Annotated in this window: 25 protein-coding genes; 14 read left to right on the top strand and 11 right to left on the bottom strand. The window is 73.2% G+C overall.

Annotated elements, in window-relative coordinates; genetic code table 11:
- Positions 1 to 43: 43 nt before the first annotated feature.
- Positions 44 to 619, bottom strand: coding sequence for a GNAT family N-acetyltransferase (locus ACFVVA_RS17880; protein WP_387690530.1), 576 nt, complete (start codon positions 617 to 619; stop codon positions 44 to 46).
- Positions 620 to 627: 8 nt separating this feature from the next.
- The gene (locus ACFVVA_RS17875; RefSeq protein WP_387690528.1) at positions 628 to 2,046 is read right to left on the bottom strand and encodes an ATP-grasp domain-containing protein; all 1,419 of its coding nucleotides are present in this window, start codon (positions 2,044 to 2,046) and stop codon (positions 628 to 630) included.
- A gap of 162 nt (positions 2,047 to 2,208) precedes the next feature.
- Here ACFVVA_RS17875 and ACFVVA_RS17870 point away from each other — a divergent pair, with 162 nt between their 5' ends.
- The 3 genes from ACFVVA_RS17870 to ACFVVA_RS17860 all read left to right on the top strand — a co-directional run bounded on the left by ACFVVA_RS17870 (position 2,209) and on the right by ACFVVA_RS17860 (position 3,912).
- Complete coding sequence (locus ACFVVA_RS17870) at positions 2,209 to 2,814, top strand: putative glycolipid-binding domain-containing protein (RefSeq protein WP_387690526.1); 606 nt, start codon at positions 2,209 to 2,211, stop codon at positions 2,812 to 2,814.
- A gap of 142 nt (positions 2,815 to 2,956) precedes the next feature.
- Positions 2,957 to 3,445 (top strand): SRPBCC family protein, encoded by a 489-nt coding sequence (locus ACFVVA_RS17865; protein WP_387690525.1) that lies wholly within the window; start codon positions 2,957 to 2,959, stop codon positions 3,443 to 3,445.
- A 212-nt stretch (positions 3,446 to 3,657) separates the two neighbouring features.
- Entirely contained in the window at positions 3,658 to 3,912 is a 255-nt protein-coding gene (locus ACFVVA_RS17860; RefSeq protein WP_387690523.1) for an acyl carrier protein, read from the top strand.
- 98 nt (positions 3,913 to 4,010) lie between these two features.
- On the opposite strand, the gene ACFVVA_RS17855 is transcribed toward ACFVVA_RS17860, so the two are convergent.
- The gene (locus tag ACFVVA_RS17855; protein WP_387690521.1) at positions 4,011 to 4,346 is read right to left on the bottom strand and encodes a cupin domain-containing protein; all 336 of its coding nucleotides are present in this window, start codon (positions 4,344 to 4,346) and stop codon (positions 4,011 to 4,013) included.
- A 71-nt stretch (positions 4,347 to 4,417) separates the two neighbouring features.
- Between ACFVVA_RS17855 and ACFVVA_RS17850 the strand changes: the two genes are divergently transcribed.
- The 5 genes from ACFVVA_RS17850 to ACFVVA_RS17830 all read left to right on the top strand — a co-directional run bounded on the left by ACFVVA_RS17850 (position 4,418) and on the right by ACFVVA_RS17830 (position 9,951).
- Positions 4,418 to 5,398: a helix-turn-helix domain-containing protein gene (locus ACFVVA_RS17850; RefSeq protein ID WP_387690520.1), complete on the top strand. Its 981-nt coding sequence runs from the start codon at positions 4,418 to 4,420 to the stop codon at positions 5,396 to 5,398.
- Positions 5,399 to 5,634: 236 nt separating this feature from the next.
- On the top strand, positions 5,635 to 6,741 hold the full coding sequence (locus ACFVVA_RS17845; RefSeq protein ID WP_387690518.1) for an RCC1 domain-containing protein: 1,107 nt from the start codon (positions 5,635 to 5,637) through the stop codon (positions 6,739 to 6,741).
- Between the two features lie 86 nt (positions 6,742 to 6,827).
- On the top strand, positions 6,828 to 7,328 hold the full coding sequence (locus tag ACFVVA_RS17840) for a peptidylprolyl isomerase (RefSeq protein WP_387690516.1): 501 nt from the start codon (positions 6,828 to 6,830) through the stop codon (positions 7,326 to 7,328).
- A gap of 139 nt (positions 7,329 to 7,467) precedes the next feature.
- Positions 7,468 to 8,145, top strand: a complete 678-nt coding sequence (locus tag ACFVVA_RS17835; RefSeq protein WP_387690514.1) for a GNAT family N-acetyltransferase — start codon at positions 7,468 to 7,470, stop codon at positions 8,143 to 8,145.
- A gap of 183 nt (positions 8,146 to 8,328) precedes the next feature.
- Positions 8,329 to 9,951 (top strand): serine hydrolase, encoded by a 1,623-nt coding sequence (locus ACFVVA_RS17830; RefSeq protein WP_387690512.1) that lies wholly within the window; start codon positions 8,329 to 8,331, stop codon positions 9,949 to 9,951.
- A 9-nt stretch (positions 9,952 to 9,960) separates the two neighbouring features.
- On the opposite strand, the gene zapE is transcribed toward ACFVVA_RS17830, so the two are convergent.
- Both zapE and ACFVVA_RS17820 read right to left on the bottom strand, forming a co-directional pair.
- Positions 9,961 to 11,037: a cell division protein ZapE gene (gene zapE, locus ACFVVA_RS17825; RefSeq protein ID WP_387690510.1), complete on the bottom strand. Its 1,077-nt coding sequence runs from the start codon at positions 11,035 to 11,037 to the stop codon at positions 9,961 to 9,963.
- Between the two features lie 187 nt (positions 11,038 to 11,224).
- Positions 11,225 to 11,740, bottom strand: coding sequence for a DinB family protein (locus tag ACFVVA_RS17820; RefSeq protein ID WP_387690508.1), 516 nt, complete (start codon positions 11,738 to 11,740; stop codon positions 11,225 to 11,227).
- Between the two features lie 196 nt (positions 11,741 to 11,936).
- Between ACFVVA_RS17820 and ACFVVA_RS17815 the strand changes: the two genes are divergently transcribed.
- On the top strand, positions 11,937 to 12,899 hold the full coding sequence (locus tag ACFVVA_RS17815; protein ID WP_359913017.1) for a phosphatidylinositol-specific phospholipase C: 963 nt from the start codon (positions 11,937 to 11,939) through the stop codon (positions 12,897 to 12,899).
- Between the two features lie 59 nt (positions 12,900 to 12,958).
- On the opposite strand, the gene ACFVVA_RS17810 is transcribed toward ACFVVA_RS17815, so the two are convergent.
- The 4 genes from ACFVVA_RS17810 to ACFVVA_RS17795 form a co-directional block, all read right to left on the bottom strand.
- Positions 12,959 to 13,162: a DUF397 domain-containing protein gene (locus ACFVVA_RS17810; protein ID WP_387690506.1), complete on the bottom strand. Its 204-nt coding sequence runs from the start codon at positions 13,160 to 13,162 to the stop codon at positions 12,959 to 12,961.
- A gap of 109 nt (positions 13,163 to 13,271) precedes the next feature.
- Positions 13,272 to 13,520 carry a hypothetical protein gene (locus ACFVVA_RS17805; RefSeq protein ID WP_387690505.1) on the bottom strand — a complete coding sequence of 83 codons (249 nt, stop codon included), beginning with the start codon at positions 13,518 to 13,520 and terminating at the stop codon, positions 13,272 to 13,274.
- A 191-nt stretch (positions 13,521 to 13,711) separates the two neighbouring features.
- Positions 13,712 to 13,918: a DUF397 domain-containing protein gene (locus ACFVVA_RS17800; RefSeq protein ID WP_387690503.1), complete on the bottom strand. Its 207-nt coding sequence runs from the start codon at positions 13,916 to 13,918 to the stop codon at positions 13,712 to 13,714.
- Positions 13,903 to 14,745: a helix-turn-helix transcriptional regulator gene (locus ACFVVA_RS17795; RefSeq protein WP_387690502.1), complete on the bottom strand. Its 843-nt coding sequence runs from the start codon at positions 14,743 to 14,745 to the stop codon at positions 13,903 to 13,905. Before ACFVVA_RS17795 ends, ACFVVA_RS17800 begins: the two co-directional genes overlap by 16 nt.
- A gap of 118 nt (positions 14,746 to 14,863) precedes the next feature.
- Between ACFVVA_RS17795 and ACFVVA_RS17790 the strand changes: the two genes are divergently transcribed.
- From ACFVVA_RS17790 to ACFVVA_RS17780, 3 genes are read left to right on the top strand one after another with little or no spacing between them, the layout of a single operon-like run.
- Positions 14,864 to 15,061, top strand: coding sequence for a hypothetical protein (locus ACFVVA_RS17790; protein ID WP_387690500.1), 198 nt, complete (start codon positions 14,864 to 14,866; stop codon positions 15,059 to 15,061).
- A gap of 5 nt (positions 15,062 to 15,066) precedes the next feature.
- Entirely contained in the window at positions 15,067 to 15,312 is a 246-nt protein-coding gene (locus ACFVVA_RS17785) for a hypothetical protein (RefSeq protein ID WP_387690498.1), read from the top strand.
- A gap of 35 nt (positions 15,313 to 15,347) precedes the next feature.
- Positions 15,348 to 15,815: an NUDIX domain-containing protein gene (locus ACFVVA_RS17780; protein WP_387690497.1), complete on the top strand. Its 468-nt coding sequence runs from the start codon at positions 15,348 to 15,350 to the stop codon at positions 15,813 to 15,815.
- 148 nt (positions 15,816 to 15,963) lie between these two features.
- Here ACFVVA_RS17780 and ACFVVA_RS17775 read toward each other — a convergent pair whose 3' ends face one another.
- Positions 15,964 to 16,731 carry a hypothetical protein gene (locus tag ACFVVA_RS17775; RefSeq protein WP_387690495.1) on the bottom strand — a complete coding sequence of 256 codons (768 nt, stop codon included), beginning with the start codon at positions 16,729 to 16,731 and terminating at the stop codon, positions 15,964 to 15,966.
- Positions 16,732 to 16,745: 14 nt separating this feature from the next.
- Here ACFVVA_RS17775 and ACFVVA_RS17770 point away from each other — a divergent pair, with 14 nt between their 5' ends.
- Positions 16,746 to 17,060 (top strand): hypothetical protein, encoded by a 315-nt coding sequence (locus ACFVVA_RS17770; RefSeq protein WP_387690493.1) that lies wholly within the window; start codon positions 16,746 to 16,748, stop codon positions 17,058 to 17,060.
- Here ACFVVA_RS17770 and ACFVVA_RS17765 read toward each other — a convergent pair.
- Positions 17,046 to 17,447, bottom strand: coding sequence for a hypothetical protein (locus ACFVVA_RS17765; protein ID WP_387690492.1), 402 nt, complete (start codon positions 17,445 to 17,447; stop codon positions 17,046 to 17,048). The two genes, ACFVVA_RS17770 and ACFVVA_RS17765, sit on opposite strands and share 15 nt — an antisense overlap.
- Positions 17,448 to 17,872: 425 nt before the next feature.
- On the opposite strand from ACFVVA_RS17765, the gene ACFVVA_RS17760 reads away from it, so the two are divergent.
- Entirely contained in the window at positions 17,873 to 18,226 is a 354-nt protein-coding gene (locus ACFVVA_RS17760; protein ID WP_387690490.1) for a VOC family protein, read from the top strand.
- Positions 18,227 to 18,309: the final 83 nt, after the last annotated feature.

Raw genomic sequence — 18,309 nt, 5'->3', positions numbered from 1 at the left:
CGCTCCGGCACGGGCGGTCCGGCACGGACGGGCACGGCACGGCTCACGCCCGCACGCGGCCCGCCTCGTGGATCCGCGGCGGCGCCACCGCGCTCGTGGCGCGCTCGAACAGGGCGCCGCTGCGGCTGTGGGCCACCGTGCGCACCCAACGCCAGCCCTGCGCACGGTAGTAGGCGTGCAGGGCGGCGTTGTCGCTCCACACGTTCGCCCGCAGCAGCCCGGCGCCCGCCCGCGCGGCCCGCCAGGCGGCCCAGTCGCCCAGCCGGGCGCCGATGCCGCGCCCGGCGTACCGGCGGTCCACCGTGAAGGAGCTCACGTAGCGGGCCGGGCGGGCGAGTTCCTCGCCGCTCCACAGGCGGGGGCTGCCGGTGGGGCGCAGCGTCACGGTGGCGACGGCCTCGCCCTGCGGCGCCAGCGCGGCGACCACCGTCGCGCCCCGGGCGATCAGCGTCAGGCCGCGCTCGGCGTCGTACGGGGCCGACCACTGGACCGAGCCGTGCTCCAGCGCGATCCAGGCGGCCGCCTCCGCCCGCAGGGCGGCCAGCCGGGGCAGGTCGGCGGGCACCGCGGCGCGGACGTACAGCGGCACCGGTGTCCTCGGCACGGGTGTCCTCGGCACGGGTCTCCTCACCGCGACGCGCAGGGGACGGCGGATCCCACGGGTTCGTCGAGGGGTTCGAGGACGAAGCCCGCGCGCAGGGCGTCCACCAGCCGCCGTCCGGGCGCGGTGAGCGCGGTGCCGTCCGGGGTGGTCAGCGGGTGCCGGGCCACGACCCGGGCGAGCGGCACCCCGGGGAGCAACACCGTCCCGGGGGAGGGGAGTTGCAGCAGCACGCAGTCGTCGGGCCCGCACTCCAGCAGGCCGAACCCGGCGCCGCAGTACCGCAGCCGCCCGTCCTTGAGCCGGTGCAGACCGCCCCCGGGCGCCGCCGCCACCCGCACCGGGGCGCCGGTGTGCCGCACCACCAGCTGCACGGCGCCCGCCGCGTCCGTACGCGGCTCGCCGCCGGTGGCGTGCCCGTAGAGCTCCAGGACGTGGCGCAGCGCGGACGGCAGCGCGTGCTCGGCCAGTTCGAGCTCGCCCAGCAGCCAGGTCGAGCCCTGCATACGGCAGTTGAGCTCCAGCAGCAGCGGGCGCTCGCCGTCCAGGACGAAGTCGGCGCCGAACAGGCCCCGGTAGCCGAGCGCGGCCAGCGCCTCGCCGACGCGCCGCGCCGCGGTGCCGGCCCGGGCCAGGGCGAGCGGCGCCAGCAGGGCCGGGGCGGCGAAGTCGCAGCCGGAGTAGGCGCCGAAGGGCGCGCCGACACCCTCGATACGGGTCAGCTGGACGGACGGGCGCAGCACCCGCACCGCACTGTCCGCCGAGACCAGGACGTGCAGGTTGACCGCGACGCCCTCGACGTAGCCGCTCACCAGCCAGGGCCCGCCGCCGACCCGGCGGATCGGGCGCAGGTCCGCCTCGTCGACGACCAGGTGGGTGCCCTTGCCACTGGAGCCCACCGGCGTCTGCACCACGTAGGGGGACCCGAAGCGGCGGCGCAGCTCCCGGTGGTCGAGCGCCGGGACCACCGCGTCCGGCGGGGTCGCGGCCCCCACCGACCGCAGCCACGCGCGCTGCGCCCGCTTGTCGCCCAGCATCGGCAGGTCCACGTGCGAGGGCGGCTCCAGCAGGCGGGTGCCGAGCGCGCCGAGTGCCGTGCGCCACTCGGCTTTCATCGCCGAGTAGGGCAGCAGCGCCAGTTCCCGGCCCCGCCAGCCGCCGCCCGCCGCGTCCGCGTCCGCGCCCGGGGCGCCGGCGATCGCGCGCAGCACCGCGTGGACCCCGGCCCCCGCCGAGGTGTGGTCGCGCACCCCCCGGTCCGGTTCCAGCGCATGGAAGGAGGCCCCGAACTCGCCCGCCCAGCCCGCGTCCGGGCCCTCCACGCTCACCACCGCGGACAGGCAGCCGGTGCGCAGCAGCGGCAGCACGTTCAGGGGACGGGCACAGCACGACAGTCCGGGCAGGGCCCGCAACCGGGCCACCGCTTCGTCACAGGATGTGATCACCCACGCGATTATGGAGAGCCCGGGACCGGGCCCGCCGCCGCCCCGAACCCCGCCCCGCCCCGCACGAGGCACGCCCCGCCCCCACCCTCACCCGAACGAATGAACCCCCCGCGTTGACGGCCCGTCGGGGCCGCTGTCGGCACCCGGCAGTACCGTGCACGAATGAACAGCCGCACCGCCCCCGACCCGCACCACCCCGCCGCCCGCACCGCCGCCCCCACCTGGCGGGTCACCGAGACCGCCGGCCTGGAGACCTCCTGGATCGACCTGCGTCCCACCGCCCTGACCGCCCGCGGCCGCGTCGCCGCCGCCGAACCGGCCCCGTACTGGCTCGACTACGAACTCGACACCGGCGACGGCTTCACCACCCGCCGCATGCACGTCACCGCCCGCACCCCCGACACCGTCCGCACCCTCGACCTGCGCCGCGACGCGACCACCGGCCGCTGGACCGTCGACGGCACCCCGCGCCCCGACCTCGACGGCGCCCTCGACTGCGACCTCGGCCTGTCCCCGCTCACCAACACCCCGCCCGTGCTGCGCCACGCCCTCCACCGCGGCCCGGGCGAGCACCACTTCCTGATGGCCTGGATCCGGGTGCCCGAGCTGGTCGTCGTGCCCTCCCGCCAGACCTACACCCACCTGCGCCGCCACGAGGACGCAGGCGCCACCGTCCGCTACGCCTCCGGCGACTACCGGGCGGACCTGCTGCTGGACGCGGACGGCCTGGTCGCCGACTACCCGGGCCTGGCCCACCGCATCGCCTGACGGCCCCGGGCCGGCGGCCCGGTTCGGCCCGACTGCCCGGCCCGACTGCCCGGCCCGACGGGGTACCCGACCTGACGGGGAGCCCGGTTCCCCCGCCCGGTACGCTCGGGCGCACCCCCCGACCCGCCACGAGGAGGCCCCGATGCCCTGGTTCGCACTGGAGCGCTTCGACGCCTCCTTCTTCGACACCGCCCCGCACCGCCATCGCCACGTGATGGACCTGCCGGTGGCACCGCGGAGCGTGTGGGCGGGGCTCGCCGGCCCGGCACCGCTGTCCTGGTGCCGGGGCCTGGCCGGCGGCCGCTACACCTCACCGGCCCCGCACGGCGTCGGCACCACCCGGGAGATCACCGCGCTCGGGACGCTGCGGCTGCGCGAGGAGTTCACGCTCTGGGAGGAGGGCACGCGGCACGCGTTCTGCGTCACCGAGGCCTCCCTGCCGCTGTACCGGCGCTTCGGCGAGGACTACCGCCTCGAACCCCTCCCGGGCGGCGGCACCCGCTTCACCTGGACCTTCGCCTACGAGCCGGCCCCACTGCTGCGCCGCCCCGCGGCACTGACCGACATGCCCGGGGCGGCCTTCCAGCGGACGCTGGTCGCCGACACCAAACGGCGCTTCGGCGCGGCCTGAGCCCGCCGGGCCACGGGCGCCCGGCCCTGAGCCCGCCCGGCCCGGCGCCCGCCCCGGCGGTGCGGCACCGGCCATCCCCGTGAAGGATCACTCGCACGAGTGAACGAGCTGGACCGGACGCTTGGCGACCACGTACAACTGCGCCCACAGGGCCACCCGTTGAACGACCCGACCGCCGTCGGCCCTGCCACCCACGACCCCCGGAGGGCCCGATGGCCACGGAGATCACCTACGAGGAACTGGCCACCCTGGTCAGGACCCGCGCCGGCGTCCAGGTCACCGCCGAGGAACTCGCCGACCCCGGCCGCATGTTCCTCGACCTCGGCGTCGACTCCCTGGGCGTGCTGGGCGTCCTCGCCGACCTGGAGAACCGCTACGGCGTCTCCCTCGACAGCTCCGACCTGCTCGGCCGCCCCGTCGCCGAGTTCCTCAAGGACGTCAACGCCTCGCTGAGCCCCGGCTCCTGACCGGCCCGGCGCGGGGCGGGAAGCCCGACCCCGGCGACCTCCGGCGGCCCCCGGCGGCCTCCCGCCCCGCCCCCGCCCCCGCCCCCGCCCCCGCGGCCCTACCCCTGCGGGTAGAACACGAACAGCGTGCAGCCGACGGCCGTCGACGGCACGTGCCACGACCCCGCCGGAGCGTGCAGGAACGTACCGGCCGGGTAGTCCCGCGCCCCGTCGCTGAAGACGCCCGCCACCACGAACACCTCCTCCGGCCCCGGCTCGTGGACGTCACGGTGCGGCCAGCCGGAGCCCGCCGCCATCTCCAGCACATGGGCGTGCGCGCCGTCCGGCCCCCGCCACAGCGCCCGCAGCCGGACACCGGGGAACAGTTCGCGGACCGGGGACTCGTCGACGGACACGGACGTGTAGCCCTGCTGGGCAAGGATCTCCGGATACATGCCCGCAACGGTGCCGCGCCCCGGCCGGCCCGGACAGGCCCCACCGCGACACCCTGGGGTACTTTCCTGCCATGCACCGCGTGGTGGCCCTGGTCCGGCCCGTCCAGTCGACCTTCGAACTCGGCTGCGCCGCCGAAGTCTTCGGCACACCGAGACCCGGCCTGCCGCAGCACTACACCTTCGCCACCTGCACGCAGGTCCCCGGCCCGGTGCCCACCACCGGCGGCTACACCATGTCCGTGCCGCACGGCCTCGACGCGCTCGACACCGCCGACACCGTGATCGTCCCCGGCTGGCTGCCCGTGGACGAACCCCTCGCCGACCCCGTGCGCCGCGCCCTGCTGCGGGCACACGCCCGCGGGGCCCGGCTGACCGCCATCTGCTCCGGAGTGTTCGCCCTGGCCCGCACCGGACTGCTCGACGGCCGCACCGCCACCACCCACCGGGCCCGCGCCGACCAGCTGCGCCGCGCGTACCCCCGGATCCGGGTCGAGCCGCACCGGCGCTACGTGGACCACGGCGACGTCGCCACCAGCGCGGGCGCCGGCGCCGGCCTCGACCTGTGCCTGCACCTGGTCCGGCGCGACCACGGCGCCGCCCACGCCGCCGCGCTGGCCCGGCACATGGCGATGGCGCCGCACCCCGACGACGACCGCACGCCGTACGCGCCGGCGCCGGCGTCGCCGCTGTCGCCGTCACCGCCGTCACCGCCGGTGCCGGTGTCGTCGGGGCAGGCGCTGGACGGCCTGCTCGCCTGGGCCGACGAGCGCCTCGGCGCGCCCCTGTCGGTCGAGGCCCTGGCCGCCCGCCTCGGCGTCTCGCCCCGCACCCTGGCCCGGCGTTTCGCCGACCAGCTCGGCACCAGCCCGGGCGCCTGGCTGCTCGCCCGCCGGCTGGCCGCGGCCCGGGTCCTGCTGGAGGACACCGACCTGCCCGTCGACGCGATCGCCGCCCGCGTCGGCCTGACCTCCGCCGTCAACCTGCGCCGCCGCTTCCGCGCCCGCACCGGCACCACCCCCGGCGCCTACCGGCAGGCCTTCCGCACCCGCTGAGCCGTAGTCCCGCGCCACGTGCCCCGCGCCCCGCGCCACGCCGCCACGTGCTGCGGGACGTACGGCCGTCAGCCGCGCCGGAGGGCCGCCGTCACCCGATCGAGTGGCCGGCGCCGCCGTTTCCCGTGCCGGTGACGTGCGCGTGGGTAGCGTCGGTCCATGATCGTGGACTCGTCAACAGGTCTGACATGTCGACGATTTGACTTATTGTCATACAAGTAAAGAGGCATTGTCGCATGGCAGAGAAGCGCCTGAAGTCCTGGGGCAACAACCGCTCCGGCCAGCTCGGGGACGGCACCTGGGCCGACCTCCGCACCACGGCCACCGCCGTGCTCGGGCTGACCAGCGCCGACGTGGTGAAGATCGCCGCCGGCGGGGCCGGTGCCACCCTCGGCCACGGGCTGGCCCTGCTCGCCGACCGCACGGTGCAGTCCTGGGGCGTCAACGGCTCGGGCCAGCTCGGCGACGGCACGGTGTTCAGCCACAACGCGCCCGGCCAGGTGGCCGGTCTCGCCGACGCCACCGACATCGCCGCCGGCGGCGCGCACAGCCTCGCCCTGCTCGCCGACGGCACCGTCCTGGCCTGGGGCCAGAACAACCACGGCCAGCTCGGCAACGGCACCGGCGCCGACAGCGGCGTCCCGGTGCGGGTCGAGGGCCTCCACAAGGTCGTCGCCATCGCCGCCGGCCTCCACCACAGCCTCGCGCTGCGCGAGGACGGCACCGTCTGGGCCTGGGGCTACAACAGCAACGGCCAGCTGGGCGACGGAACTTCGACCAACCGTGGCCTCCCCGCGCGGGTCGTCGGACTGACCGGCGTCAGCCGGATCGCCGCCGGCGCCAGCCACAACCTCGTCCTGGTCGGCACACCCGGCACCGGCGCCGCCGTGAAGGCCTGGGGCTACAACGCCACCGGCCAGCTCGGCGACAACACCACCATCAACCGCTACACCCCCGTCACCACCCACGGGGCCTGGACCGGCGGGGTCACCCGGATCGCGGCCGGCTGCAACCACAGCATGGCCGTCGTCGACACCGACCACCGCCTCAAGGCCTGGGGCCAGAACACCGCCGGCCAACTCGGCGACGGCACCACCGTCTTCCGCGTCACCCCCGTCACCGTCCCCGGCCTCAGCGGCGTACGGCTGGTGGCCGGCGGCCGGGAGCACACCGTGGCCCTGTCCGGGACCAGCACCGTGCACTCCTGGGGCAGCAACGGCTCCGGCCAGCTCGGCGACGGCACCACCGCCGACAGCAGCACCCCGGTGCCCACCCTCACCGCCCTCACCGGCATCGACAAGCTCGCCGCCCCCGTCGGTGGCGACTTCACCCTCGCCAACTGAAGCGCCTCGACGGTGCCCGGCCGTCCCTCCTGCCACAATGCGCGTGAGCACTCCGTAGCCGCCGCAACCCGTACAGTGAGGTCATCGTGTCGAAGGTCAAACTGAGCACCAACCACGGCGCCATCGTCCTGCGCCTCGACGCGGAGAAGGCCCCGGCGACGGTGGAGAACTTCCTCCAGTACGTCCGGGACGGCTTCTACGACGGGACGGTCTTCCACCGGGTCATCAACGGCTTCATGGTCCAGGGCGGCGGGATGGAACCCGGCATGAAGCAGAAGAAGACCCGCGCCCCCATCCAGAACGAGGCCGACAACGGCCTGAAGAACCTCACGTACACCGTCGCGATGGCCCGCACCGGGGACCCGCACTCGGCCACCGCCCAGTTCTTCATCAACGTCGCCGACAACGACTTCCTCGACCACAGCGGCAAGAACGCCCAGGGCTGGGGCTACGCCGTCTTCGGCGAGGTGGTCGAGGGCCAGGACGTCGTGGACGCCGTCAAGACCGTGCCCACCGGCTCCAGGAGCGGCCACCAGGACGTCCCCAAGGAGGACGTGGTCATCGAGAAGGCCGAGGTCGTCGAGTAGAGGGCGGGGTCGTCGGCCAGGGGCGGGGCAGCGGGCGTGCGCACGGGAAGTCGGCCCGGCCGACTTCCCGCTCCACGCGGCTTCGCCCCGGGGCCGAAAACCGGATGACCGCGGCCCCGGCCGCTTCCGACAATGACCCATGCCGACCGACCACTGGCCCCTGCGGGGCCTGCGGCTGCGCACACGCCGCCTCGAACTGCGCCTGCCCGACGACGACGAACTCGCCGCCCTCGCCGACCTCGCCGCCGAAGGCGTCCACGACCCGGACCGCATGCCCTTCATCGTGCCGTGGACCGATCTGCCCCCGCGGGAACGGGCACGCTCGGTGGTGCAGCACCACTGGCTGCGCCTGGGCACGTGGTGCCCGCAGGACTGGGCCCTGAACCTGGCCGTCTTCGAGGACGGCCGCGTCGTCGGCCTGCAGGTCCTCGCCGCCCGCGACTTCGCCGTCCTGCGGGAGGCCACCACCGCCTCCTGGCTCGGCGCCCGCCACCAGGGGCGAGGCATCGGCACCGAGATGCGCGCCGCCGTCCTGCACCTGGCCTTCGCGGGCCTGGACGCGACCGGGGCCAGGTCGGGCGCCTTCGAGGACAACCCCTCCTCGTACGCCGTCTCCCGCAGGCACGGCTACGAACCCGACGGCATCGCCCGCCACGTGGTCCGCGGCCGGGCGGTGACGGAGCGCCGGCTGAGGCTGACCCGGGAGCGCTGGCAGGCGCGGCGCGAGGTGCCCGTCACGGTCGACGGGCTGACGCCCTGCCGGCCGCTGTTCGGCCTGCCGGGCGACGGCGGCGAGGGCCGCCCCGGCCCCGGGTGAGCGGGAAGTCGGCCCGGCCGACTTCCCGCTCCACGCGGCTTCGCCCGCCGCGCCGCCGCCGCACGGGTGAATGCGCCCACGGCGGTGCGCGGCGCCCGCCCGGGCCGCGCCGGGCCGTCGAATACTCACGTACTCACGCGATGAGGCGCACGGCCCGTGCCGCCCGGACGAGGGAGGACCCGCATGCACCGCCGCACCGCCGCCAGGCCGGGACACCGCATCGCCGCGCCCCTGCTGGCCGGCCTGCTGCTCGCCGGGTGCACCTCCGCCGCCTCCGACCCCGAGGCCGCCCCCGGCTCCTCCGGCGCCGTGCCCACCGCGCCGCCGCAGCCCTCGCCGCAGCTGAGCGACCGGCAGGTGGCCTTCGCCGTCGACCGGATCGACGCCTACGTCCAGGACGCCCTGCGCAAGACCGGCGTGCCGGGCCTGGCCCTGGCGGTCGTCCACAAGGACAAGGTCGTCCACGCCAAGGGCTTCGGCGTCCGCGAACTCGGCAAGCCGGACACCGTCGACCCCGACACCGTCTTCCAGCTCGCCTCCGTCTCCAAGCCGATCTCCTCCACCGTCGTCGCCACGGCCGTCGGCCAGAAGGCGGTCGCCTGGGACGACCCCGTCATCGCCCACGACCCCGGCTTCACCCTCGCCGACCCCTGGGTCGGCCGCCACGTGACGCTCGCCGACCTCTTCTCCCACCGCAGCGGCCTGCCCGACCACGCCGGCGACCTCCTCCAGGACCTCGGCTACCAGCGCGACTACATCCTCCAGCACCTGCGCGACCAGCCCCTGGCCCCGTTCCGCGCCACCTACGCCTACACCAACTACGGCCTCACCGAGGCGGCCGTCGCCGTCGCCAGGACCAGGGGCACCGCCTGGGAGACCCTGGCCGCCGACACCCTCTACAAGCCGCTCGGCATGACCTCCACGAGCTCCCTGCGCTCCGCCTACGACAACGCGCCCGACAAGGCCGTGCCGCATGTGCGCGCCGGCGCCGGCGGCGGCTGGCAGGTCAGCACCACCGAGAACGCCGACCCGCAGTCCCCGGCCGGCGGCGTCAGCTCCACCGTGCAGGACCTCTCCCGCTGGATGCGGCTGCAGCTCGCCGACGGCTCCTTCGAGGGCAAGCAGATCGTCGACACCGCCGCCCTGGGCGAGACCTGGCTGCCGCACAGCCTCTCCAACCCGCCGTCCGCACCCGACGGCAACCCCGGCCAGTACGGCCTGGGCTGGAACGTCGGCCGCGACAACGGCGGCCGGCTGCGGCTCAACCACTCCGGCGCCTTCGAGCTGGGCGCCGCCACCGTGGTCACCCTGCTGCCCTCCGAGCAGCTGGGGATCGTGGTGCTGACCAACGGCCAGCCGGTCGGCCTGCCCGAGGCGGTGGCCGAGGAGTTCTTCGACCTCGCCGAGGAGGGCCACGAGACCGTCGACTGGCTCGCCTTCTTCGGCAAGGTCGTCCCCGCCGCCGCGCTGACCGGCGTCTCGCCCACCGACTACACCAAGCCCCCGGCCGACGCCGCCCCCGCCAGGCCCGACGCGGCCTACGTCGGCACGTACGCCAACGGCTACTACGGCCCGCTGACCGTGACCACCGGCAACGGCGGCGCCCTGGTGATGAGCCTGGGCCCGGACGACCTGCAGTTCCCGCTCCAGCACTACGCCGGGGACGTGTTCAGCTTCCGCACCCGCGGGGAGAACGCCGTCGGCCTGTCCGGGGTGACGTTCGGCGTGGGCGCCGACGGCCGGGCCTCCACGGTGGTGGTCGAACAGCTCGACCACGAGGGCCTCGGGACCTTCACCCGAAGCTAGGGTCCGTCTTCAGACCCCTGCCTGCGGGGCCGGGTGCCGCAGGAGGGCGAGGCGGCTGGCGGTGCGGTCGAGGTCGCGCATGAGGGCGGAGCCGGCGGGGAGGCCGGCGAGCGGGTCGGCGCCGATCAGGACCAGGCGGACGTCGCGGTCGCAGCAGACGTCGACCAGGTTGGCGAAGCGCCGGCGGCCGTCGGGGGAGGCCTCGGTGAGCGGCGGGACGCCGTCGAGGACGACGGTGGGGAAGCGGTCGGCGAGGGCGAGGTAGTCCGCGACGGAGGTGAGGCCCTCGCACAGCTCCGGGAAGCCGAACCACACGTGGTCCCCGCGGACGGCCCGGGCCGGCAGCTCGCGGTGGTGGGCGGCCACCGGACCCGCCTCCTCGGGCCGCGGCGCCGTGAGGCCGGCCGAGGCCTCGTCGCCGGGGCGGAGCCGGGCGCCGAGGCCGAACCCGTGGGCGCGTTCCGACCCGGGCAGGCGCCGGAAGTCGACCTGCCCGCAGACGTCGACCACGTCCATCCGCTCCTCGATCAACCTGATCGTCGGCTCGAAGAGGTGGTGGTACAGCGGGTCGGGCATCAGCCCGGCGGGCGGGTAGTTGGACGTGGTGACCAGGGTGATCCGCCGGTCCAGCAGGGTGTGCAGCAGACGGGCCACCAGCATCGCGTCACCCGCGTCGTGGGCGTGGAACTCGTCGAAGACCAGGACCCGGCAGTCGCCGAGCAGCTCGTCCACGGCCCGGTCCACGGCCGCGCCGTCCGCGCCGCGACTCCCGGCGTGGTGGGCGACGCCCTCGTGCAGCCGGCGGAAGAAGTCGTGGAAGTGCAGCCGCCGCTTGCGCGGGGTCGCCAGCCCGTCGAGGAAGGTGTCCACCAGCCAGCTCTTGCCGCGGCCGACCGGGCCCCAGAGGTAGAGGTGCCGCGGACCGCGGCGCAGCCGCCAGGCCGGGTGGGCGAGCTCGCCGGCCAGCCGGCTGAGCCGCTCGACCGGGAGCTCCTGGGCGGGGTCGAGCGTGAATCCGCGCTGCCCGGCGGCCCGGTGGAAGTGCCCCCGCATCGCCTCGTACTGCTTCTGCACCCTGTCCGTCACGGGTCGGGACCCTAGCAGGGCGTCAGCGGTGTACGGATCACCGGGAGTTGCCCGGTCACGGGGCCCCTTCACGGCCGGTCCGGCGCGGGGCGGGTGCTGACGGAGCGTCCCGCACCCGCCCGGCCGAGGTTCCCGCTCCCGCTCCCGGGCCGCCGGCCGGCGGAAACGGTGAAGTCCGGTGGAACCGCTAGTAGTAGCCCTTCGAGCCGTCGAGGAGCTCGCGGACGATGTCGGCGTGCCCCGCGTGGCGGCCGGTCTCCTCCACGAGGTGGATCAGCATCCAGCGCAGGTTGGCGCCGCCGGCGCGGAAGCCGGGCTTGCGGCCGACGTCGTCCAGGGAGGCCGCCGCGACGATCTCGTTGCTGCGGGCGCACTGGGCCTCGTACTCCGCGAGCAGGTCGGCGAGGGGGCGGTCGTCGGTGTGCCAGTCGGCGTCCTCGGTGGACTCGTCGAAGGACGGATTCTGCTTCTCGTCACCGCCGAGGAACATCACCTCCAGCCAGAGGTGCTCGGTCCAGCGCATGTGCGAGATGAGGCCGGCCATCGTCATGGCCGGCGAGGTCGGGACGACCGCCCGGTGCGCGTCCCGGTCGTCCAGCCCCTCGCACTTCCAGCGCAGGATCTTCCGCTGCAGGTCCAACCAGCCGATGAGCGCGGTGCGTTCGTCCGCCTGGAGTGGGGGGCGTTCCAGTTCCGATGCCATGGCGGTGCAGGCTACCGAGGTGTCGCGCCGGGCGCACCGGGTTTTCCGCGTGCCGCCCGCCGGCGCGGCCGCGGTGCGGGTGGCGGGCGTTCGGTTCGCGGACGATGAACCGGCCTCGGGCGGAGGCCCGTTGGAGTCGGAAAGAGAACGTTCACGCCCGATCACCATCGGGGCCCCGAGTCCGGAGGCTTCTTGCATGTCGATCAACCGTAGGACCCTTCTCAGGGGCGCAGCGCTCGCGGCCACGACCGGGGCCCTGGGCATCGCCGGCTCGGGCGCGTCGGCCGTCGCCGCGCCGGACCGCCTCGTCCACCGCCCCACCGACAAGTGGATGTCGCTGCTGGGCGACAACGTGAAGCTGTCGCAGCTGACGATCCCCGGAACCCACGAGACCTGCGCGCTGTACGACGGCGGCGCCTTCGGCTTCGCCCAGTGCCAGGAGTGGCGCATCAACCAGCAGCTCCAGGCGGGCGTGCGCTTCCTCGACATCCGGTGCCGGGTGGCGGGCGACGTCTTCACCATCCACCACGACAAGATCTACCAGAAAATCAACTTCGGTGACGTGCTGAACCTCTGCATCGACTTCCTGAAGGCGAACCCCCGCGAGACGATCATCATGCGGGTCAAGAAGGAGTACACCGAGGGGCAGGACTACCGCTTCAGCGAGATCTTCAACTACTACATGGACGGCTACGACGGGAAGGGCAACTACCGGCCCTGGTTCTGGCTCCCCAAGGCCGGATCACTGCCCGGCGGACTGCCCACACTCGGGCAGGTGCGCGGCAAGATCGTCCCCATCATGTCGGACTTCACCTGGGGCGACGGGCGCTACGACCCGCTGCAGTGGGGGGACAGTTCCCGGATCTGGCTGCAGGACGCGTGGAGCGACGGGCCCAGCCGCAAGGTCCAGCGGGTCAGGGAAGGGCTGGACACGGCGTTCTACGGCCAGAACGACGGCAAGCTCTACCTCCACTTCGCCAGCTCCAGCAGCTTCCCGGACACCCCGTACCAGATCGCCAAGGTCGTCAATCCCTCCATCCAGGACTACCTGACGCCGCGGATCTCCCAGCGCGCGCACTACGGCGTGATCGCGATGGACTTCGTGGACGAGCGCAAGGACCTGCTGCAGATGATCGTCGACTGGAACTTCGGGCTCTGACCGCAGCCACCGGCCCCGCCGTCCCGAGGGTGGGGCGGCGGGGCCGGTGATGGCTGTGGTCAGCGGGCGTCGAACTCGCCGGTGCGGACGGCGGTGACGAAGGCCTGCCAGGCGGAGGCGGGGAAGAGGAGGGCCGGGCCGGAGGGGTCCTTGGAGTCGCGCACGGGCATGACGCCGGCGAAGCCGTCGGCGACCTCGACGCACGTACCGCCGCTGCCGCTGTACGAACTCTTCCGCCAGGTGGTGATGTGGGTGGTGTCCATCGCGCGCCCTCCCGAGGCCGTGCCGCCAACTGGCCACCAGAGTAGGGGAAAAGGGCGGGAAGCCGGCCACGCCGGCTTCCCGCCCCTCAGATGGTCACCCGGATGGTTTTCAGTAGAACCAGACGGAGAGGCGGGCGGTGTTCGGGGCGACGTCGCAGAAGTAGCTGACCGCCTCCCCGCGAGCCACGTAGGCCTTGCCGGCCGCGTCGCACGCGGCGCCGCTCGGGTACATGCCGATGTAGGTGTAACCGGTCGTCCTTGTGGTGGACGCCTGGGCCGCGGGGGCGGCCATCAGACCGCCCGCAACCGTGAGCAGCCCGGCCAGGGCCATGGTGGAAACCGCCTTGCGAAGTGCCATGTCGATGTCTTCCTCGCTCAAGGGAGAACACCGGAGTCCGCTTCCCGGTGCTCGGCGGCGAGCCTTCCGGAATCCCGGATTCGGGGCAATGGTAGAGACCAATTTGGCCAGAAAAGAGCCGCCCGCTGCCCAGTTGCGCACACCTCGGCCCCGCCGCCCCTGGGCGGGGGCGGCGGGGCCGAGGGTTGTGGTCAGCGGGCGTCGAACTCGCCGGTGCGGACGGCGGTGACGAAGGCCTGCCAGGCGGCGGAGGGGAAGAGGAGGGTGGGGCCGGAGGGGTCCTTGGAGTCGCGCACGGGCATGACGCCGGCGAAGCCGTCGGCGACCTCGATGCATGCGCCGCCGCCACCGCTGTGCGAACTCTTCCGCCAGCAAGCGTCAGTCAGGTCGACATCCATTCAAGGTCTCTCCTTGCCGAGCGAATCATGGCCAACGAGTCGGACCGGTTCAAGGCCTCGACTGCAAGCCGATCGTAGCTCTTGGCCAGGGATGCGACGGTCTCGACCTCTCGATCGAGGTAGCCGCGCTGCTCGTTCTCGCTGTAGCCGAGCAGTTTGCGTCCAGGCATGGTAAGGAGATGAACCATGCGGAGGAACGGCTGATTCTCTCCGAGCGTGAAAGGCGCGACCTGGAGCACCATGGTCGGCAGCTCGGCCAGCTGTTCAAGATGGAGCAACTGCTCAATCATGACGCCGCGGCCCCCGACTGTACGCCTGAGGCAACTTTCGTCCATCACCGCGTGGAGAAGAGGCGCTGGCGTGCGATCCAGGCACTGCTGCCGAGTTAGCCGGAACGCGACGCGTTCCTCGGCCTCCTCCGGGGTGGCGGTGCCTTGCCTGACCTTCCCCGCTTCGAACGCGGCGGCATAGTTTCGGGTCTGTAGGAGCCCCGGGATGATGTTGATCTCGAACATCCGGATCTGCTCCGCGCCGTTCTCGTGGTTGGCGTACTCCGGGAAGCCCGGCACGAGTGCTGTGTGCTTGTGCTGCCACCACATCAGCATCAAGGTCCCGCCCGTTTCCAGGACTTCGTCGGCCTTGGTAGCAAACTTTTCACTCGGCGGTCGGTGCGCAAGTTCAACGAACGAGACGTACGAGGCGCTGACTCCGCATTTGCGCGCGAGCTGGTGCTGCTTGAGGCCCTTCGCCTTGCGTGAGTTGCGGAGTTGGATGCCGAAGGGGGCCCAGGGACTGGACGACGGGTCGATTTCCTTGATGTTCACCATGGGTGCTCCGACTCAACGTGGCCTCGAAGTCAAGTTGTTTGGCGCTTCCGATCCTAGGTCACGTCAGGCCACCATGTGCACAGAACGTGAAACTCCGATCGCAGAGGGTTCCCTTCCCATGCACCACGACCAACTCCCTCGCCTCCACGGCTACGGCGTCCGCTGGGACGCCGGGGCCGACCGCTACCGGGTCCGCAACGAGCTCACCGGGGAATGGCTCCGCGGCGCCAGCGGCGAACTCGCGGCCTTCACCTTCTTCGGGGACGCGTACGGCGCCTGGCGCGCCTTCGAGGTCCACAAGCGGCCGGGGGAGTGAGCAGCTTGTCCTCCACCCTCTCCCGCGCGATCGCCGAGCAGCGCCGGCAGGCCGCCGACGTCCTCGACGACCTCGCCACCGTCCTCGCCCTCGGCGGCGTCAAGCTGCCCACGCTGGAAGTCGACTGGGCGGACGGCCGCCTGACGTGCAGCTACCTGCTGCGCCTCACCGCGCGCCCGCTCGACCTCCTGCGCATGGTCGACCTGCTGCGCAAGGGGCTGCGCTACGAACGCCTCACCCACGACGACTGAACATCCCCCACCGCGTCGAGAAAGCGACCTCCCCCATGCAAGACCCCCGCCTGCTCGCCAAGCCCCCCGTCTGCCGGCTCGGCTGCCTCGTCCTCGTCCGCAACCAGCGCGGCGACGTCCTGCTGGTCGACCCCGACTACATGGACGGCATGATCCTGCCGGGCGGCTCCGCCAAGCCCAACGAACCCCCGCACCTGGCCGCCGCCCGGCACCTGCACGCCGAGACCGGTCTGATCGTCCGCCTCACCGACGTCCTCGCCGTCGACTTCACCCCCGCCGACCGCCACCTTGAGCGCCTCACCCTGGTGTTCGACGGCGGCGCCGTCCCCGACGGCACCCTCATCACCGTCCCCGCGCAGCGCAGGAGCGGCCTGTTCGGCGCCCGCTTCGTCCCCGCCCGCAGCCTCCCGGACTTCATGGCGCCCTCCCAGGCCGCCCGCGCCGCCGAGGCCCTCGCCGGCCGCTCCCTGCCCGCCCTCCTGCACGGCCAGCGCGCCGCGTGACGGCACGCGGACATGCCCCGGCCCGGCGCGGGCTCCCCGCGCCGGGCCGGGGTGTTCCCGTCCTGGCCAGACACCTCACGGTGCCAAGCCGTCAAGTCGGGACAGCGGGCACGAGCTCAATGTTCGATTTCGAGGTCCCTGCGGGTGCTCAGGGAGCGTCCTTGGTGTGGCTTCGGGCGAAGTTCCATGGGGCGGGTGCGTTGGCGGCCTCGTACTCGTCTGCGATGCCGAAGACGCTCGCACATCCTGGGCATTCCGCCCGGCCGAACAGGTGCGTCAGGCCCCAGGCGAGCCTTTGCCGGCCATCCCGTACGGCCGACTCGTGCAGCATCCGCCCGGTGCCGGTCAGCTCGTGCGGGATGGCCGGCCGGAGCGGGACCTGGTGGACGTCCCCCAGATTCCAGTCCCGGATCGAGGAGTAGCAGCCGTAGTCGCCGACCGCGATCGTCACCGGTGCGTCGCAGTGCGGACAGGCGACAGTGACGAAGGAATCGGTGAAGTCGTCCAGAGTCTCGAACCACAAGGGCCGGCCGTCGAACGCGAGCATGGCCTGCAGCCGGCTCAGGTAGGTCTTCCCGTCCAGGCCAGGCCTCAGCCGGGCGGCGGCCGTGGCCCGCAGCTCGGCCAGGGTGGGCGCACACCGGGCGACTTCTTCGTCGGCACCGTGGGGTTGGAGGAGGCCACCCGCTATGGCGCCGGCCAGATCGAGCGCCCAGTCCCCGATGTCCTCGGCCTTCGCGATGTCCGCCAGCCGCGGCAGTGCGGCGATGCTCGCGGGTGTGATCGTCCCCTGGTGGCACAAGCTCCCCCAGAGCAGGTCGATCGCCTCCTGGTCACGATCGACGGCCCGGTCCAGCAGCCCGGGTATCGCATGTGCCGGGCCGTAGGCGTCGTGGAGTGCGGACCAGTCGATCATCCGGTGATTCAAGCATGCTGCCGAGCGACCTCTGCGGGTCGGTGCGTCGCAAGCGAGATCACCTGTGCCACCGCCAGTGCTGGGGCCTGCGGCGCCGGGAACGCGGCGTGTTCGTCGAACAGGCGGCGGTTCTTGAGGCAGTGGTAGAGCTGGCCGAGCATCCGGTTGAACAGATTGCGCCGGCCGGCGGCGTGCCGGTCGCCGTGGTCGTCGCGGCGGCGCCGGTAGTGCGCCCGGATGCGAAGCGAGAAGGGCGTCCCTCGGGGAGGCCGGCCACTCCGAAGCACGGCCTGACCTGCGGGAGGTTCGTGCGGTCAGAGCACCACTGATGCGAGCAACGCATCGAACATGTCCCGGAGTTCGGTGGCGTCGATGGGATTGATCTCCATCTGCAGGTGACAGACCTCGTCGTCACCGTTGGGAGTCAGATACACGAAGAAGGCGAACCTGTCTTCGACGGGTTCGGCGTGCAGCCTCAGCGGGTTGTTGCGGCCGGGAGTCACTGCCTCCGAGAATCGAGAGCCCGACGGGGCGCGCAAATGGGACAGCATCCGTGCGGTGAAGTCCGCAACCTCCTTCCTGGTGAGGTAGGCGGTGAAGTCGGCTGACAGTGATGAGCACCAGTCGGCAGTGACCCGCCAGCTGTCCTCGCCGGTCTGAGCCAGTTCCAGCCACGAATCATCGCTACCGAGGCGTATCTGCGGCATTTCCATCATCAAACACTCCGCCCTTCGGACCCTGGGGCCGTGATCTTACAGAGGCGGCTTCCCCTGCTGCATCAAGCCGCCACGCCCACCACGGCGAACCTTCGCGGTCACAGCCCTTAGCGGCCCGGCGCGGGCTCCCCGCGCCGGGCCGGGGCGGTTCCGTCAGTCCCTCGGGGTGCGGCGGCAGGCGTCCGCCGCGACGGTGGCGGCGATTCGTCGGACCAGCTTCGTAGTGATCAAATCCTCTCGAAGGGCATGGAGTTGGCGGGACGAAGGGAGCATGATCCGCCCACGATCCCCGGCCCGGGGCATGCATGCCGGACCGCGCGCCGTGCCCGTCCGGACGCCGGGCCGACACCCGACCAAGATCACCCGAAGACGAGGAGGGAGGGTCGTGCCGGGCCCGCCGACCACCGTGGTGGCAGGATGGCGGCATGGAACGAGTAGTGGGCATCGGCGGGTACTTCCTGCGGGCCGCCGACCCTGCGGCGCTGGGCGCCTGGTACCGCGACTGCCTGGGGCTGGACGCCGACGGACACGGCCTGTGGCGCCAGGAGCCCGGGCCGACGGTCTTCGCGGCCTTCGAGTCCGGGACCGACTACTTCGGCTCCCGCACCCAGCGGACCATGCTCAACTTTCGCGTCCGCGACCTGGACGCGATGCTCGCCCAACTGCGCTCCCGGGGAGCGGACGTGGCCGAGGAGACCCAGGACATGGCGGGCGTCGGCCGGTTCGGCTGGGTCACCGACCCCGAGGGCAACCGGATCGAGCTCTGGCAGCCCGCCTGACCGCACTGCCCGCCCGCACCGCCCGGCGGCACGCCTCGGCCCGGCGCGCACTCCCGCGCGCCGGGCCGAGGCGTTCTCGCCGT

It is taken from the genome of Kitasatospora sp. NPDC058048 (assembly GCF_042885555.1).
Lineage (GTDB): Bacteria > Actinomycetota > Actinomycetes > Streptomycetales > Streptomycetaceae > Kitasatospora > Kitasatospora lactacystinica.
Note: the sequence above shows the minus strand (reverse complement) of the source record. Positions and strands in the feature narration are given on the sequence as shown.